Annotated in this window: 13 protein-coding genes and 1 pseudogene; 5 read left to right on the top strand and 9 right to left on the bottom strand. The window is 69.6% G+C overall.

Annotated elements, in window-relative coordinates:
* Positions 1 to 200 precede the first annotated feature (200 nt).
* The 7 genes and pseudogenes from ETD86_RS30180 to ETD86_RS30150 form a co-directional block, all read right to left on the bottom strand.
* Positions 201 to 911, bottom strand: a complete 711-nt coding sequence (locus ETD86_RS30180) for a hypothetical protein (protein WP_138669768.1) — start codon at positions 909 to 911, stop codon at positions 201 to 203.
* Between the two features lie 201 nt (positions 912 to 1112).
* Complete coding sequence (gene clpB / locus ETD86_RS30175; protein WP_138669766.1) at positions 1113 to 3686, bottom strand: ATP-dependent chaperone ClpB; 2574 nt, start codon at positions 3684 to 3686, stop codon at positions 1113 to 1115.
* Positions 3687 to 3718: 32 nt separating this feature from the next.
* Positions 3719 to 4042 (bottom strand): annotated as a pseudogene (locus ETD86_RS30170) (heat shock protein transcriptional repressor HspR); the annotation flags it as partial.
* Positions 4043 to 4045: 3 nt separating this feature from the next.
* Complete coding sequence (dnaJ, locus tag ETD86_RS30165; protein WP_138669764.1) at positions 4046 to 5221, bottom strand: molecular chaperone DnaJ; 1176 nt, start codon at positions 5219 to 5221, stop codon at positions 4046 to 4048.
* Positions 5222 to 5240: 19 nt separating this feature from the next.
* Positions 5241 to 5855 carry a nucleotide exchange factor GrpE gene (grpE, locus tag ETD86_RS30160; RefSeq protein WP_138669762.1) on the bottom strand — a complete coding sequence of 205 codons (615 nt, stop codon included), beginning with the start codon at positions 5853 to 5855 and terminating at the stop codon, positions 5241 to 5243.
* Complete coding sequence (gene dnaK / locus ETD86_RS30155) at positions 5855 to 7723, bottom strand: molecular chaperone DnaK (RefSeq protein ID WP_138669760.1); 1869 nt, start codon at positions 7721 to 7723, stop codon at positions 5855 to 5857. The genes grpE and dnaK overlap by 1 nt, the downstream gene beginning before the upstream one ends.
* Positions 7724 to 8201: 478 nt before the next feature.
* Positions 8202 to 8648: a hypothetical protein gene (locus ETD86_RS30150; protein ID WP_138669758.1), complete on the bottom strand. Its 447-nt coding sequence runs from the start codon at positions 8646 to 8648 to the stop codon at positions 8202 to 8204.
* A 71-nt stretch (positions 8649 to 8719) separates the two neighbouring features.
* Here ETD86_RS30150 and ETD86_RS30145 point away from each other — a divergent pair, with 71 nt between their 5' ends.
* From ETD86_RS30145 to ETD86_RS30125, 5 genes are all read left to right on the top strand, one after another.
* The gene (locus tag ETD86_RS30145) at positions 8720 to 9601 is read left to right on the top strand and encodes a proline dehydrogenase family protein (RefSeq protein WP_138669756.1); all 882 of its coding nucleotides are present in this window, start codon (positions 8720 to 8722) and stop codon (positions 9599 to 9601) included.
* A gap of 139 nt (positions 9602 to 9740) precedes the next feature.
* Entirely contained in the window at positions 9741 to 10535 is a 795-nt protein-coding gene (gene proC / locus ETD86_RS30140; protein WP_138669754.1) for a pyrroline-5-carboxylate reductase, read from the top strand.
* A 63-nt stretch (positions 10536 to 10598) separates the two neighbouring features.
* Positions 10599 to 11951, top strand: a complete 1353-nt coding sequence (locus ETD86_RS30135) for an efflux RND transporter periplasmic adaptor subunit (protein WP_170223349.1) — start codon at positions 10599 to 10601, stop codon at positions 11949 to 11951.
* A complete protein-coding gene (locus ETD86_RS30130) occupies positions 11948 to 12631 on the top strand; it encodes an ABC transporter ATP-binding protein (protein ID WP_138669750.1) in 684 nt (227 codons plus the stop codon). The genes ETD86_RS30135 and ETD86_RS30130 overlap by 4 nt, the downstream gene beginning before the upstream one ends.
* A gap of 118 nt (positions 12632 to 12749) precedes the next feature.
* On the top strand, positions 12750 to 13934 hold the full coding sequence (locus ETD86_RS30125) for an ABC transporter permease (RefSeq protein ID WP_138669748.1): 1185 nt from the start codon (positions 12750 to 12752) through the stop codon (positions 13932 to 13934).
* Positions 13935 to 14046: 112 nt separating this feature from the next.
* Here ETD86_RS30125 and ETD86_RS30120 read toward each other — a convergent pair whose 3' ends face one another.
* Both ETD86_RS30120 and ETD86_RS30115 read right to left on the bottom strand, forming a co-directional pair.
* A complete protein-coding gene (locus ETD86_RS30120) occupies positions 14047 to 14790 on the bottom strand; it encodes an ABC transporter permease (RefSeq protein WP_138669747.1) in 744 nt (247 codons plus the stop codon).
* On the bottom strand, positions 14787 to 15292 hold a 506-nt coding region (locus ETD86_RS30115), incomplete at its 5' end, for an AAA family ATPase (protein ID WP_138669745.1). The genes ETD86_RS30120 and ETD86_RS30115, both read right to left, overlap by 4 nt.

The raw sequence follows: 15292 nt of genomic DNA, 5'->3' as shown, positions 1-15292 counted from the left end.
CGGGATGGCCGCGCACGGCCGGGAGCAAGCGTGGATCAGCTGGGAGCGCTGGGTGGCGGAAGCCGAAGGGCTTTCCAGACGGTCCGGGGCGCGGGGCAAGGGTGAAGGGGCCGCGGTCGGTCGAGGTCCGCGGCCCCTTCACCAGGGGGCGCCGGGCGCGGCAGGCACGGTCCGCGCCCGGACGAGGTGGCGAGGACCCCTCACCTCAGGTTGAAGCCATTGACCAGACCCGCGAGGCCTTCCACTCCCATGACGCCGCCCGGCAGTATGGAGGTGCTCTCCAGGCCCTTCATGGCATTGGGCAACACCTCGCCGATGACCCTGGCCCCGATCTCGTGCACCGGCTTCTCGATGCCGTTCGAGTCCTTGGCGGTGATGGCCCTGCCGGCCGCCGAGACCTTGTTGTGGTGCGGCCCGTGGCCGATCGCCATCTTGTTCGGGACCCGTTCCGCCAGCTGCGTACCAGGAAGGGGCAGGGACGGCAGCGTGGGCACGTGGGCCGCGGTCGCCAGATCCTCCATCCCGGCCGGGCCCGCCTTCGAGGGGAAGAACTCGGGAGAGGAGGTCGACAGCGAGGGCATGCCCCAGGTCGCCACGATCCCGCCGAGGTCGGCGAGTCCGGGCGCCGGGTTCCCGGCCGCCATGCCGCTGATGCCGGCGTGCCTGGCCAGCTCCCCGGCGGCCATGCTGAGCTGGACGGCTTCGGGGGTGAGCACACTGGAGCCGGGAGGGCCGTCGTGCGGGTGGAGCGCCCTGCCCTCACCACAGTCCCGGCCGGCTGCGTCGGACGTCGCCACGGCGCGTCCCTTGTTCCCGCAGGCGCTCGCCTGCGTGGCTCCCACGGCGAGCCAGGTGACACCCGCGGCCAGAGCCGCTGCCGCGACGATGCTTCGGATCTTCTGGGATGGCACCGCACGCCCCCTGATCGATGTCGGTGATCTGACGAACGCCGAACGTACTCGCAGCGGGGACGGCGCGAGTGGGGCTTGTCCGAAGAGTGGGCCGGACCTTACCAAGCGGCAGGCCCGATGACCCTGTCATGACACGCCGAAGCCCGGAGATCGCGGCTGATCTCCGGGCTCCGAACGGGCTCCGAACGGCTCCGAACAGGGTCAGGCGGCTCGCTGGACGAGCAGCTCGTCGTCGCCGAGCTCGACGATGACCTTGTCGCCGTCCACGATGCCCCCCGACAGCACGGCCTTGGCCAGCTTGTCGCCGATGGCGGACTGGACCAGGCGGCGCAGCGGGCGGGCGCCGTAGAGCGGGTCGTAGCCGGTCATGGCCAGCCATTCGCGGGCCGCGGGCGTGACGTCCAGCGTCAGCCTGCGGTCCGACAGGCGCCGCGCCAGCCGCTCGACCTGCAGGTCGACGATCTGTGCCAGCTCCTCCGTCCCCAGCGCGTCGAAGAGGATCACATCGTCGAGGCGGTTGAGGAACTCCGGCTTGAACGAGCTGCGCACCGCCCCCATGACGGCTTCGCGCTTGGCGCCGTTCTCCAGCTTGGGGTCGATGAGGAACTGCGAGCCGATGTTGGAGGTGAGGATCAGGATCGTGTTGCGGAAGTCCACCGTGCGACCCTGGCCGTCGGTCAGCCGCCCGTCGTCGAGCACCTGAAGGAGGATGTCGAACACCTCGGGGTGGGCCTTCTCCACCTCGTCGAGCAGCACCACGGTGTAGGGACGCCGCCGGACCGCCTCGGTGAGCTGGCCGCCCTCCTCGTAGCCGACGTAGCCGGGCGGCGCGCCGACGAGCCTGGCCACGCTGTGCTTCTCGGAGTATTCGCTCATGTCGATCCGGGTCATCGCCCGCTCGTCGTCGAACAGGAACTCCGCCAGCGCCTTGGCCAGCTCTGTCTTGCCCACACCCGTCGGGCCGAGGAAGAGGAACGAGCCCGTCGGCCGGTCGGGGTCGGCGATGCCGGCCCGGCTGCGGCGTACGGCGTCGGAGACGGCCTGTACGGGATGCTGCTGGCCGATGAGCCGCTTGCCCAGCTCCTCCTCCATCCGCAACAGTTTGGCCGTCTCAGCCTCCAGGAGACGCCCCGCGGGGATGCCGGTCCACGACGAGATCACCTCGGCGATGTCGTCGGCCCCGACCTCCTCCTTGACCATGGCGTTCTCCGGCGGCGCGGCCTCGGAGGCGGCCTTGAGCGCCTGCTCCAGTCGCGGCACCTCGGCGTACATCAGCCGCGAGGCGGCCTCGAAGTCGCCGTCGCGCTGCGCCCGCTCGGCGGCGCCCCGGGCCTCGTCGAGCTGCTTCTTCAGCTCGCCGACCTTGTTGAGCCCGGCCTTCTCCTGCTCCCAGCGGCCGACGAGGGCGTTGAGCTCCTCCTGGCGGTCGGCCAGCTCCTTACGGAGCCGCTCCAGCCTCTGGACGGAGGCCTCGTCGGTCTCCTTCGACAGGGCCAGCTCCTCCATCTTCATACGGTCGACGTTGCGCTGGAGCTGGTCGATCTCCACAGGGCGGGAGTCGATCTCCATGCGCAGCCGCGAGGCGGCCTCGTCGACCAGGTCGATGGCCTTGTCAGGGAGGAAACGGCTGGTGATGTAGCGGTCGGACAGCGCTGCGGCGGCCACCAGCGAACTGTCGGCGATCTGCACCTGGTGGTGGGCCTCGTAGCGGCCCTTGAGCCCGCGCAGGATCGCGATCGTGTCCTCGACCGTGGGCTCGCCCACGTAGACCTGCTGGAAGCGGCGCTCCAGCGCCGGGTCCTTCTCGATGCGCTCGCGGTATTCGTCGAGCGTGGTCGCGCCGATCATGCGCAGCTCGCCGCGGGCCAGCATCGGCTTGAGCATGTTGCCCGCGTCCATCGCGCCCTCGGCGGCGCCCGCGCCGACCACGGTGTGCAGCTCGTCGATGAACGTCACGATCTGCCCGTTGCTCTCCTTGATCTCGGAGAGCACGGCCTTGAGCCGCTCCTCGAACTCGCCGCGGTATTTCGCGCCGGCCACCATCGCGCTCAGGTCGAGCGAGATGAGCCGCTTGTTGCGCAGCGACTCGGGTACGTCACCGGCCACGATGCGCTGGGCCAAGCCCTCGACGACGGCGGTCTTGCCGACGCCTGGCTCGCCGATCAGCACCGGGTTGTTCTTGGTGCGCCGGCTGAGAACCTGGACCACGCGGCGGATCTCGGTGTCGCGGCCGATGACCGGGTCGAGCTTGCCGCCGCGGGCGCTCTCGGTCAGGTCGACGCCGTACTTCTCCAGCGCCTGGTAGGTGTCCTCAGGGGTCTCGCTGGTGACGCGGGCGTGGCCGCGTACCTTCTCGAACGCGTCGAGCAGCGCCTGCGGCGTCGCGCCCTGCGATCTGAGCAGCTCGGCCGCCTGGCCGCCGTCGGTGGCCAGACCCACCAGCAGGTGCTCGGTGGAGACGTAGAGGTCCTCGAGACGGTTGGCGTGCTGGGCGGCGGTGTTCATCACCGTGAGCAGCTGGCGCGAGCTCGACGGTGCCCCCACCGTCGCGCCCTGCGCCTTCGGCAGCCCCGCGAGCAGCTCCTCCGCCCGCGCCCGCAGCGTGCGCCAGTCGGCGCCGACGGCCTCGAGCAGCGGCACGGCGGTGCCGCCGGTCTGTGAGAGCAGTGTGGTCAGCAGGTGAGCCGGAGAGATCTCCGGGTTGCCCTCAGCGGCGGCACGCCGCATGGAGCCCGAGAGCGCTTCCTGGCTCTTCTGGGTGAGCTTGTAGTCCATTCCTTCTAGGCCCCCGGTGGCAGCTCATAGCGGATCAACGCTCTGACCATCCGCATCTCGGCACGCAGGCGGTGAACTTCCTCACGCAGCCGCAGAGTTTCGTTCTCGAGCTCGAGAATCCGCTTGATACCCGCGAGGTTGATGCCCTCCTCCTGGGAGAGCCGCTGCACCTCGCGGAGTTGGATGATGTCTCTTGTGGAGTAGAGGCGGCCGCGCCCTGCCGTGCGGCCGGGACTGACCAGTCCCAGCCGGTCGTACTGCCGCAGGGTCTGCGGGTGGAGCCCGGACAACTGCGCGGCCACCGAGATCACGTAGACGGGTGTGTCGTCTGACAGGTCGAAATAATTGGCGTCCATCGGCTACTCGCTTCTGGCTCGCTGAATGAGATCAGCGCGCGGGTCCTCTCCCGCGGTCGCGGTGTTGAACTCGGTCAGGAGCTCGCGCGACTTGTCGTCGAGTGTCTTCGGCACGACCACCTCGACGCTGGCGAGCAGGTCGCCTTTCGTGCCGTCCTTGCGGGTGACGCCCCTGCCGCGCACCCGGAACGTACGCCCGTTGGGCGTGCCCGCGGGGATGCGCAACGTGACCGGCAGGCCCTTGAGGATCGGCACCTTGATCTCGGCGCCGAGCGCGGCCTCCGAGAACGTCACCGGCACGGTGATGGTCAGGTTGTCACCCGACCTGCCGAACACGGCGTGCGGCTTGACGTTGGTCTGGATGTAGAGATCGCCCGCCGGCCCGCCGTTCTCGCCGGGCGCGCCCTTGCCCTTGAGCTTGACCCGCTGGCCGTCGGCCACGCCGGCGGGGATGCGGGCCTGGATGGTGCGGGTGCTCTTGGCTCGGCCGCTGCCCTCGCACACGGGGCAGGGGTCGTCCACGATCAGCCCGCGGCCCTTGCAGTCGCGGCAGGGCTCGGAGAAGGCGAAGTTGCCCAGGTTGCGGCTGGCCGCGCCGGTGCCCTCGCAGGTGGGGCAGACCCTGGGGGTCGTGCCCGCCCGGGCGCCGGTGCCGGTGCACGCGGCGCAGGCGGCCGAGCTGGTCAGCCTGAGCGACACCGTGGTGCCCTCCACGGCCTCGGTGAACGTCAGCGCGACCTCGGACTCGACGTCCTGGCCGCGACGCGGCCTGGACGTGGTGGTGGTACGGGTCGTGCCACCGCGGTTGAACAGCCCGCCGAACAGGTCGCCGAGCCGCTCGCCGGCGCCGCCGGCGTGACTCTGCTGTCCCGTCCCGCCGAACAGGTCACCGAAGTCGAACGGGAATCCGCCACCGCCGGCCCGCTGGCCGCCCACCCCGGAGCCGAACAGCGTGCGCGCCTCGTCATACTCCTTGCGGCGCTTGCTGTCCGACAGGACGTCGTAGGCCTCCGAGACCTCCTTGAACTTGGCCTCTTTGGTCGCGTCGCCCTGGTTGCTGTCGGGGTGGTATTGCCTGGCGAGCTTGCGGTACGCCTTTTTGATCTCATCGGCGGTGGCGGTCTTGGGCACACCAAGGACGGCGTAGTAGTCCTTCTCCAAGTAGTCCTTGGTGCTCATCTAGGGCCCTTCGTCCTCGTCAGTTGTCTTCTTCGGATTGTGCGTCGCCGTTGGGCGCCGCGGGCGCGTCTTCGGGCTCGGCCACGGCCACGCGCGCCGGGCGGAGCACCCTGTCACCCATCCGGTATCCAGGCTGCAACACCTCGATCGCGGTCGGCTCGGTCACGTCCGGCGAGTAGCTGTGCATCAGCGCCTCGTGGACGGTCGGGTCGAACGGCTCGCCCTTCTGCCCGAAGGAGCTGAGGCCCAGCTTGGTGAGGGCCGCCTCCAGGGACTCCGCCACCTTCGCGAAGCCCCCGGTGAGCTCGCCGTGGTCGCGGGCCCGGCCGACGTCGTCGAGCACGGGCAGGAGCTCCACCAGCGCACTCGCGACCGCCTGCTCCCTGACCGCGGCCCGGTCGCGCTCGACCCGCCTGCGGTAGTTCACGTATTCGGCCTGGAGTCGCTGCAGGTCGGCGGTCCGTTCGGCGAGCTGGGCGGCCAGCTCGCCGTCGGGAAAGCCCGCCGCCGCCTCGGCGAACGGCTGTCCGTCCGCCTGGTCGGCGGGGGTCTCCCTGACCTGTCCCGTCTCCGGGTCGATCTTGCGGTTGTCGCGGATCACCGGCTCGTCATGCCCGTTTTCACGCGGCGGCATCACTTGTCCTTCTTCGGCTCGTCGTCAACGATCTCGGCCTCGACCACGTCCTCGTCGGCCTTCTGGCCGTCACCGGCGGACGCGTCCTGCGGGGCGCCCTCGCCACCGGCCTGCTGGCCCTGGCTCGCGGCGTAGATCGCCGAACCCATCTTCTGGCTGACCGTGGCGAGCTTCTCCGCCGAGGTGCGGATGACGTCGGTGTCGGTGCCCTCCAGAGCCTTCTTCAGCTCGGTCAGGGCGTCGTTGACCTCGGTCTTGATGTCGCCGGGGACCTTGTCGTCGTTCTCGCGGAGGAACTTCTCCGTCTGGTAGGCCAGCCCGTCCGCGTTGTTGCGGACCTCGGCCTCCTCGCGGCGCTTCTTGTCCTCCTCGGCGTACGACTCCGCCTCGCGCATCATGCGCTCGATGTCGTCCTTCGGCAGCGCCGAGCCGCCGGTGATCGTCATCGTCTGCTCCTTGCCCGTGCCCAGGTCCTTGGCGGAGACGTTGACGATGCCGTTGGCGTCGATGTCGAAGGTGACCTCGATCTGCGGGATGCCGCGCGGCGCCGGCGCGATGCCGGTCAGCTCGAAGGTCGCCAGCTTCTTGTTGTACGCGGCGATCTCGCGCTCGCCCTGGAACACCTGGATCTGCACCGACGGCTGGTTGTCCTCGGCCGTGGTGAAGACCTCGGAGCGCTTGGTCGGGATCGTCGTGTTGCGCTCGATGATCTTCGTGAAGATGCCGCCCTTGGTCTCGATGCCGAGGGACAGCGGGGTCACGTCGAGCAGCAGGACGTCCTTGACCTCGCCCTTGAGCACACCGGCCTGCAGCGCGGCGCCGATGGCGACGACCTCGTCCGGGTTGACGCCCTTGTTGGGCTCCTTGCCGCCGGTCAGCTCCTTGACCAGCTCGGTCACGGCGGGCATGCGGGTCGAGCCGCCGACGAGCACCACGTGCGCGATGTCGGCGACCTTGATGCCGGCGTCCTTGATGACCTGGTGGAACGGACCCTTGGTCCGCTCGAGCAGGTCGGCCGTCAGCCGCTGGAACTCGCTGCGCGTGAGCTTCTCGTCCAGGTGCAGCGGGCCCTCGGACGACGCCGTGATGTAGGGCAGGTTGATGTTGGTCTCGGACTGGCTGGACAGCTCGATCTTCGCCTTCTCGGCGGCCTCGCGCAGGCGCTGGAGCGCCATCTTGTCCTTGGCCAGGTCGACGCCGTGCGCGTTCTGGAAACGCTTGACGAGCTCGTCCACGACGCGCTGGTCCCAGTCGTCACCACCGAGGTGGTTGTCACCGGAGGTGGCCTTGACCTCGACGAAGCCGTGGCCGTCCTCCTGGCCGACGTCGAGCAGCGACACGTCGAAGGTGCCGCCACCGAGGTCGAAGACCAGGATGGTCTGGTCCTGCTCCTTGTCGAGCCCGTAGGCGAGGGCCGCCGCGGTGGGCTCGTTGATGATGCGGAGCACGTTGAGGCCCGCGACCGTGCCGGCCTCCTTGGTGGCCTGGCGCTGGGCGTCGTTGAAGTAGGCCGGGACGGTGACCACCGCGTCGGTGATCTTCTCACCGAGGTAGGCCTCCGCGTCCTGCTTCAGCTTCTGCAGCACGAAGGCGCTGATCTGCTGCGGCGAGAACTTCTTGCCGTCGATCTCCTGGGACCAGTTGGTGCCCATCTCGCGCTTGACCGAGCGGATCGTCCGGTCCACGTTGGTGACGGCCTGTCGCTTGGCGACCTCGCCGACCAGGACCTCGCCGTTCTTCGCGAAGGCGACCACGGACGGCGTGGTCCGCGAGCCCTGCGCGTTGGCGATGACGGTGGGCTCACCGCCCTCGAGGATCGAGACGACGGAGTTGGTCGTCCCAAGGTCGATACCTACCGCACGTGCCATGAGTACGTCCTTGTAGTCAAAGTTGAGTCGGTTGGACTCAAGTTACGGATGCCTGTCGTTGTTGTCAAACGACTTGAGCCTACTCGACTCAACCCTCGTGAGTGCGGCCGCATTCCCGATTCTGCATGACAAAGCAGACCCCCGATGCGGTGGGCGCACATCGGGGGTCTGCGTAGGGGGATGGCTCAGCTGACGGGCATGTTCGTGTCCGTCTGGATCTCAGCGGCGGTGAGTGCGCGGTTGTAGATGCGGACTCCGTCGATGAGGGCCGCTGGGGGCGACAACGCGATCAGGCCGGTCAGGAGGACGGCGGAAATCAGGCAGCGTAAAGACCGGTCTCACGGATCTCCCCATTGGAGCGTGACGTCAGCGCGGGCCCCCGACCGCCTGCTTGTTCTGATCGATGTATCGCAACAAATCGATCATTTGTCACTGGGTTGTCCGTAAGTGGACATGTCACAGTTTGGCGTGCTGTGCCTCAGGTTTTGGCGCCGTCCACGATCTTGCGCTTGCCGAGTGCCCTCTTCAGCTTCACCGTCGTGGTCTTCTCCACCGCGATCATGATGCAGGACACGTTCCTGGCCTTGGGCGCGGTGCCCTCGTACAAGGTGATCGTGACCTTCTTCGTGGTCTCCTTGACCTTGACCTTGTGCAGCACCGTGCACGGCGCGACGCCCGACGACCAGACGAGCTGGATCTTCTTGCCCTTGGAGACCGGCTTGGCCTTGGTCCAGCGGACCTTGCGGACGTTGATGGCGTCGCCCGTCGGCTTGACCGGCTCCGGTCCCTTGGTGGGGGCGGTGGTGACCGGGCTGACGGCGACGGGCGCGTCGGGCGTGGAAGACGCGGCCTGCTTGGCGGGCGGCGCTGCGGCACAACTCGTCGCGAGCACCAGGGATCCGGCCAGAAGAGTCGCTTTCGTCATTGTGCGCATACTCATGTGACGGATACCGTCCGCCTCCGGTTCAGCGTCATACCGGAGTTAGTGTGGTTCACGTGCTCCGTCAGGTCTTGCTCGCCGTCTCCAAGAGCGAACGCGCCGAGCGCGTCATCTCCACCTCGCCGCTGACCAGGGACGTGGTGAAGCGCTACGTCGCCGACGACGTCGGCGACGTGATCGACGAGCTGACCCGCAGGGGGCTGCTCGTCACCGTCGATCACCTCGGTGAGGAGGTCACGGACCCGGCGCAGGCGGCGTCGGCCGTCGGGGAATACCTGTCGCTGCTCGACCTCATGCCCGCGGGCGCCGACGTGTCGGTCAAGCTCACCGCCCTCGGGCTGCGGCTGTCGGAACAACTCGCACTCGACCACGCCGCCACCATCTGCCGGGCCGCCGCCTCCAGGAACGTCACCGTGACGCTCGACGCCGAGGAGCACGACACGATCCCTGGGCTGCATTCCGTGCACGCCGCGCTGCGCAGGGAACATCCGGACGTGGGCGTGGTGGTGCAGGCGTACCTGCCGGAGGCGCTCGAGCGGTGCGAGAAGCTCGAGGGTGCGCGGGTCCGCCTGTGCAAGGGCGCCTACACCGCTCCCGGCGCCTACACCCGGCCTGCCGACATCGATCGTTCGTTCGTCCGCTGCCTGAAGATCCTCATGGCCGGCACCGGCTACCCCATGGTCGCCACGCACGATCCCCGGTTGGTGCGCATCGCCTCCACGCTGGCCGTCCTGTCCGGGCGCGACGTGACGGGCTTCGAATACCAGATGTTGTACGGCGTCCGGCCCGACGAGCAGACCCGCCTGGCCAGCCTGGGCGCCCAGATGCGCGTCTACGTCCCGTACGGCTCCGACTGGTACGCCTACCTCATGCGCCGCCTCGCCGAGCGCCCCCGCAACCTGACCTTCTTCCTCAGATCGCTGATGTCGCGCCGCTGACCCACCGCCGGGCCGACCGGCGTCCATCCCTCCGCCCCGCCCCTTCTGCGCCTGAGGGCCGGGCCCCGCCTCCGCCCTCCGCCGGACGACGGTGGGGAGTGCGTCCGATGCGCGGGCCGGGTGTTAGTAGGCTGCCAGCGTGATTGCGATTCTGGGCACGGGCAAGATGGGCGAGGCTCTGCTGTCCGGTCTCCTGCGGGCCGGGTTCAAGCCGGGCGACATCATGGCGACCACCCGCCGCTCCGAGCGGGCACAGGCGCTGCGCGAGACGTACGGCGTCCGCACCGTCTCCAACTCCGAGGCGGCCAAGGCGGCGGACACGCTGATCCTGGCCGTCAAGCCGCAGGACATGGCCACGCTCCTGGCCGAGATCGCCCCCTACGTTCCCGCCGACCGCCTGGTGATCAGCGCGGCCGCCGGCATCACGACGTCGTTCGTCGAGCAGCGGCTCGGCGTCGACGTGCCCGTGGTCAGGGTGATGTCCAACACACCCATCAGGTTCGACGAGGCGATGAGCGTGATCTCGGCGGGCGCGCACGCGGGTGAGGAGCACCTGAAGCTGACGGAAGACCTGCTCAAGCCCGTCGGCAAGGTGCTGCGCATCCCGGAGTCCCAGCAGGACGCCGCCACGGCGCTGTCCGGCAGCGGCCCCGCCTACTTCTTCTACCTGGTGGAGGCCATGGTGGACGCGGGCATCCTGCTCGGCATGCCGAGGGCCGCCGCGCTCGACATGGTCACCCAGTCCATCGTCGGAGCGGCCGTGATGTTGCGCGACTCGGGCGAGCACCCGGTCATCCTGCGTGAGGCCGTCACCTCGCCGGGCGGCACGACCATCGCCGCGATCGCCGAGCTGGAGCGGCACAGCGTGCGGGCGGCGTTCCTGGCCGCCATCGAGGCGGCCCGCGACCGCGGCCGCCAGCTTGCCTCCGGTTAAGAGCTGAGAGCTCACTGAGAGCCGGTCGGCGGCCCGGCCGTACCGGCTCATACGATGTCTCGGGTGACGTTACGTCGCGGCATCGCGCCGCTGCTCGTCCTCTTAACACTGACCGGCTGCACGTCCGAGGAGCCGTCGAGCGTCCAGGTCGGCGACGTCAGGCGTGCCCCGGTCACCGAGGTCGTCGAGGCTCCCGCCACGGTGGGCGCACGGGCCTCGGCCACGCTGCGCTCCCCAGCACAGGGCACGATCGCCAAGCTGTACGTCCGCGAGGGCGACCGCGTCCGCAAGGGCGACATCCTGGCCAAGATCCGCTCGCCCCAGGCCCAGAGCCAGCTCGAGCAGGCCCGCCAGGCCTCCAAGATGGCCGCCCCCGCGGGTGCCGCCATGCCGAGCGTGCGCCTGCCGTCGCTCGACACCAGGGCGTTCGACCGCAAGGTGGCCGCCCACTTCGCCAAGGCACGCAAGGAGGCGAAGAAGGTCGAGGACGCCAGGGCCCGCAAGCAACTGCTCCAGGCCATCGACCTGGCCCAGCAGCAGCACAAGGCACAGACCAAGGCGCTCGCCACGGTCACCACCCAGCTCAACCGCTCCATCAACGGCATCCTGTCCGGCGTGACCAGCGGCCTGTCGAGCTCCATGGCCTCGCTGCAGGCCGCCTCGAAGTCCCAGGCCAAGGCCGCGGTCAAGGCGGCGGAGAGCACGGTCAAGTCGCTCACGATCAAGGCGCCGTTCGGCGGGGTCGTCACGCTGGGCCGCGTGTCCGGCGGCGGTGGAGGCGGCGGCGTCGAAAGCCTGCTCAGCCAGCTCCCCGGCGGAGGCGGGCAGCAGCTGCCGTCCCTGCCCTCGGGCGGCTCCTCGGGCGGGACCCCGGTGGCGACGGGGGTGCCCGTCTCGGCGGGCGACACGATCGTCACCGTCACCGACGTCTCCACGCTCCTGCTCGACGCCGACGTCGACGAGACGGACGTGCTGCTGGTGAAGAAGGGCGTGAAGGCCGCGGTCGAGCTGGACGCGGTCCCCGGGGCCACGTACACGGCCGTGGTCACCGGCATCGGCGTCACGCCGAAGGAGGGCACCACGGGCGGCGTCAGCTACCCGGTGCGGCTCACGCTCGGCGACGGGGTGTTCGACGACGGCTCTGAAGCGCCCACCCCCAAACCGGGAATGAGCGCGGTCACGCGGCTGACCGTGCGCGAGTCGCCGTCCGCCGTCTCGGCGCCTGCCTCGGCCATCGTCTCCAGCGGGCGCGAGAGCGTGGTCTGGGCGATCAGGAACGGCGTCGCGGAGCGGCGCGTGGTCAAGCTGGGCGCGCAGGGCGACGCGGTGGTCGAGGTGCTGAGCGGGCTGTCCGTGGGCGACCGGATCGTGGTCAAGGGGGCGGACTCCGTACGGCAAGGGCAGCGCCTGCCATGACGCCGGCCATCGAGGCGGTGGACCTCACCAGGCGATATCAGCTCGACGGCGTGGCCGTGGAGGCGCTGCGCGGCGTCTCGCTGACGATCGGACAGGGGGAGTTCGCCGCGATCCTGGGCCCGTCCGGCTCCGGCAAGTCCACGCTCATGCACCTGCTCGGTTGCTTGGACCGGCCCACCTCGGGGGTGCTCAGGATCAACGGGGTGGAGATGTCGGGTTTGTCGGACACTGCCTTGGCGGACCTGCGGAACAGGACGATCGGCTTCGTCTTCCAGTCCTTCCACCTGCTGGGGCGGACCACCGCGCTGGACAACGTGGCGCTGCCGCTGGTCTACCGCGGAGTCGGCAGGTCCGAGCGGCGGGACAGGGCGCGGGCGGCGCTGGAGTCGGTCGGGCTGGGACACCGCATGGGGCACCGGCCGTCCCAGATGTCCGGCGGCGAGCAGCAACGTGTGGCCATCGCCAGGGCGCTGGTCGGCGAGCCCAAGGTGCTGCTGGCCGACGAGCCGACCGGCAATCTCGACACCGCCAACGGCGCCGAGGTGATGGGCATCCTCGACCGGCTCAACAGCGACCGGGGTGTAGCCGTGGTGCTGGTCACGCACGAACCGGAGGTCGCGGCCCACGCCAGGCGCCAAATCCACGTGCGTGACGGGCTGATCGAGAAGGACACCGCGTGACATCGCGGCGGAGCGCCGTCGCCTGCCGAGGCGTCGGGCGACCGAGTCCGCCTCACGGAGTGAGGCCATGGGCAGGCGGTGGCGTCGGGCGACCGAGTCCGCCTTACGGAGTGAGGCCATGAATACTGGTGAGGCGCTGGCCATGGCGCTGGAGGCGTTGCGGGTCAATCGGCTGCGTAGCGTGCTGACCATGCTCGGCGTCATCATCGGCGTGCTCGCCGTGGTGATCCTCGTCGCCATCGGCACCGGTGCGAAGGACGAGATCGAGAAGCAGATCTCCGGCCTCGGCACCAACATCATCCTGGTGGTCCCCGGCCGCATCAGCCTGGGCGCGGCGCCGACCCAGAGCAAGCTCAACCTGGCCGACGTGGCGTACGTGCGGCGCGTCGTCGGCGACCCGTCGAAGGTGACGGTCTCGCTGCAGTCGGGCGAGACCGTGCGCGTGGGCCGGACGGAGGCGTTCGTCACGGTGGTCGGCACCGACCAGAACCTCGTCAACATCTTCGATCGACCGGTCGAGAAGGGCCGCCCGCTGAGCGAGACCGACGTCGACACCCGCCGCCGGGTGGCGGTGCTCGGCTCGGAGGTGGCCGACCGCATGTTCGGCGACCTCGACCCCATCGGGCGGCAGGTGACGATCTCCGGGGCCAGGTTCCGCGTGGTGGGGGTTTACGCCGAGGTCGGGCAGACGTTCGGGCTCTCCCGTGACCAGGAGATCCACATCCCGGTGACCACGGCGCAGCGGTTGTTAGGGCTCGAGCGGATCAACGGGATGGCCGTCGGCGCCTCCGGGCCCGACGAGATCGACCCGCTGTCGGACAAGGTGACGGCCGCACTGCGGTCCCGTTATCCGGGTGAGCAGTTCTCCGCGGTCACGCAGACCGCGTTGCTCGGCACGATCGGCAGCGTGCTGGGCATGCTCACCGGCGTGCTGGCCGCCATCGCCGGCATCTCGCTGCTCGTCGGCGGGGTGGGCGTGTCGAACATCATGCTTGTCAGCGTGCGTGAGCGCACCCGTGAGATCGGGCTGCGCAAGGCGCTGGGGGCCAGGCAGCGCGACATCCTGGCCCAGTTCCTCATCGAGGCGGTGCTGCTGACCACGATCGGCGGTCTCGTCGGGATCCTGATCGGGGTGGGCGGCTCGCTGGCCATCGCCGCGTTCACCGAGGTGCCGGCCTCGATCACGTGGTGGTCGATCGCGCTGGCCTTCGGGGTGTCGGCGGCGGTCGGGGTGTTCTTCGGCGTGGCGCCGGCGCGGCGGGCGGGCAAGCTGGACCCCGTCATCGCACTCCGCGCGGAGTAGGCGGGCGGAGTGCGGTCCGGCCCGATTGGGTCATCGCACTCCGCGCGGAGTAGGCGGGCGGAGTGCGGTCCGGCCCGATCCGGTCGTCGCACTCCGCGCCGAGCAGGCCGGATTACGCGTCGCGGCGCTGCATCAGCGCCGCGCCCGCGATCATGGCCACGGCGACCCAGGCCAGATAGACGCCGAAGCCGCTCCACGGGCCCAAAGAGCCGCCTTGTTGCGGGCCGGACACGACGAGCAGGCCGGCGTTCGTCGTGAAGTATTCGGCCACGGTCCTGCCCCACTCGCCCGGGAGCTGGTTCGCCACCGTGGGAAGCACCATCATCAGCGCGATGGCCGTCACGAGCGCGCCCGGTGTGTGCCGGATGAGCGTGCCGAGGCCGAGCCCGAACAGGCCGCACGCGGTCAGGTAGAGAGTGGACGCGAGCGCGGCCCGCGCCACTTCGCCCATCTCGATCGACGGCGGTTGGGAGATGGCCAGGCCGACGCCGATCGCGGCCGCCGCCGCGACCGCGGAGACGACCAGTGACGTGGCCGTGAAGATCACGATCTTGCCGGTCAGCAGGCTCATGCGCCGCGGCACGGCCATGAGCGACGTGCGGATGCCGCCGGTGCGGTATTCGCTGGAGATCACCAGCACACCCAGCGTGGCCATGGCCAGTTGGGCGAACAGGATGCCCGTCAGGCCCATCATGACCGCGTCCTCGCCGGTGGGCGGCCCGCCGGGGTTGTTCTTCGTGGCGGCGGTGATGAGCGCTGACATGCCCGCCATCAGCGCGACGGTGACGGCCAGCGTCCACACCGTCGAGCGGACCGAGCGGATCTTGGTCCATTCGGACCTGAGGATATCGATCATGACGAGAACTCCAGGCTGTCCTTGGTCAGCTCCATGTAGGCCGCTTCGAGCGAGGGCTGCACGTATGTCAGCTCCTCCAGCGGCAGGCCGGCGCGCGCCGTCAGCGTGCCGATCTCGATCGGGCTCATCGCGGTCACCCGCAGGTGGTCGGGATGCAGCTCAGCCACCTTGAGGAGCTCGGCCACCTCGGCCAGCCGGGGCGAGCGCACGCGCACGTATCCCTGCGAGCTGCGCCCGATGAACTCCTCCACGCTCGTGTCGGCGATGAGCTCGCCCTTGCCGATCACGATCAGGTGGTCGGCGGTCTGCGCCATCTCGCTCATGAGATGGCTGGAGACGAACACCGTCCGTCCCTCGGCCGCCAGCTTGCGCATGAGCGTGCGGATCCACAGGATGCCGTCCGGGTCGAGCCCGTTGACGGGCTCGTCGAAGAGCAGGATCTCCGGGTCGCCGAGCAGCGCCGCGGCGATGCCTAGCCGCTGCGACATGCCCAGCGAGAACC

Origin of the sequence: Nonomuraea turkmeniaca, assembly GCF_005889735.1 — a bacterium.
GTDB classification, from domain to species: domain Bacteria; phylum Actinomycetota; class Actinomycetes; order Streptosporangiales; family Streptosporangiaceae; genus Nonomuraea; species Nonomuraea turkmeniaca.
Note: the sequence above shows the minus strand (reverse complement) of the source record. Positions and strands in the feature narration are given on the sequence as shown.

Excerpts from the sequence above, each read along its gene's own strand:
- clpB (WP_138669766.1), bottom strand. The coding sequence starts at position 3,686 with ATGGACTACAAGCTCACCCAGAAGAGCCAGGAAGCGCTCTCGGGCTCC.
- ETD86_RS30150 (WP_138669758.1), bottom strand. The coding sequence starts at position 8,648 with ATGACGAAAGCGACTCTTCTGGCCGGATCCCTGGTGCTCGCGACGAGT.
- ETD86_RS30130 (WP_138669750.1), top strand. The coding sequence starts at position 11,948 with ATGACGCCGGCCATCGAGGCGGTGGACCTCACCAGGCGATATCAGCTC.
- grpE (WP_138669762.1), bottom strand. The coding sequence starts at position 5,855 with ATGCCGCCGCGTGAAAACGGGCATGACGAGCCGGTGATCCGCGACAAC.
- dnaJ (WP_138669764.1), bottom strand. The coding sequence starts at position 5,221 with ATGAGCACCAAGGACTACTTGGAGAAGGACTACTACGCCGTCCTTGGT.
- ETD86_RS30120 (WP_138669747.1), bottom strand. The coding sequence starts at position 14,790 with ATGATCGATATCCTCAGGTCCGAATGGACCAAGATCCGCTCGGTCCGC.
- ETD86_RS30125 (WP_138669748.1), top strand. The coding sequence starts at position 12,750 with ATGAATACTGGTGAGGCGCTGGCCATGGCGCTGGAGGCGTTGCGGGTC.
- dnaK (WP_138669760.1), bottom strand. The coding sequence starts at position 7,723 with ATGGCACGTGCGGTAGGTATCGACCTTGGGACGACCAACTCCGTCGTC.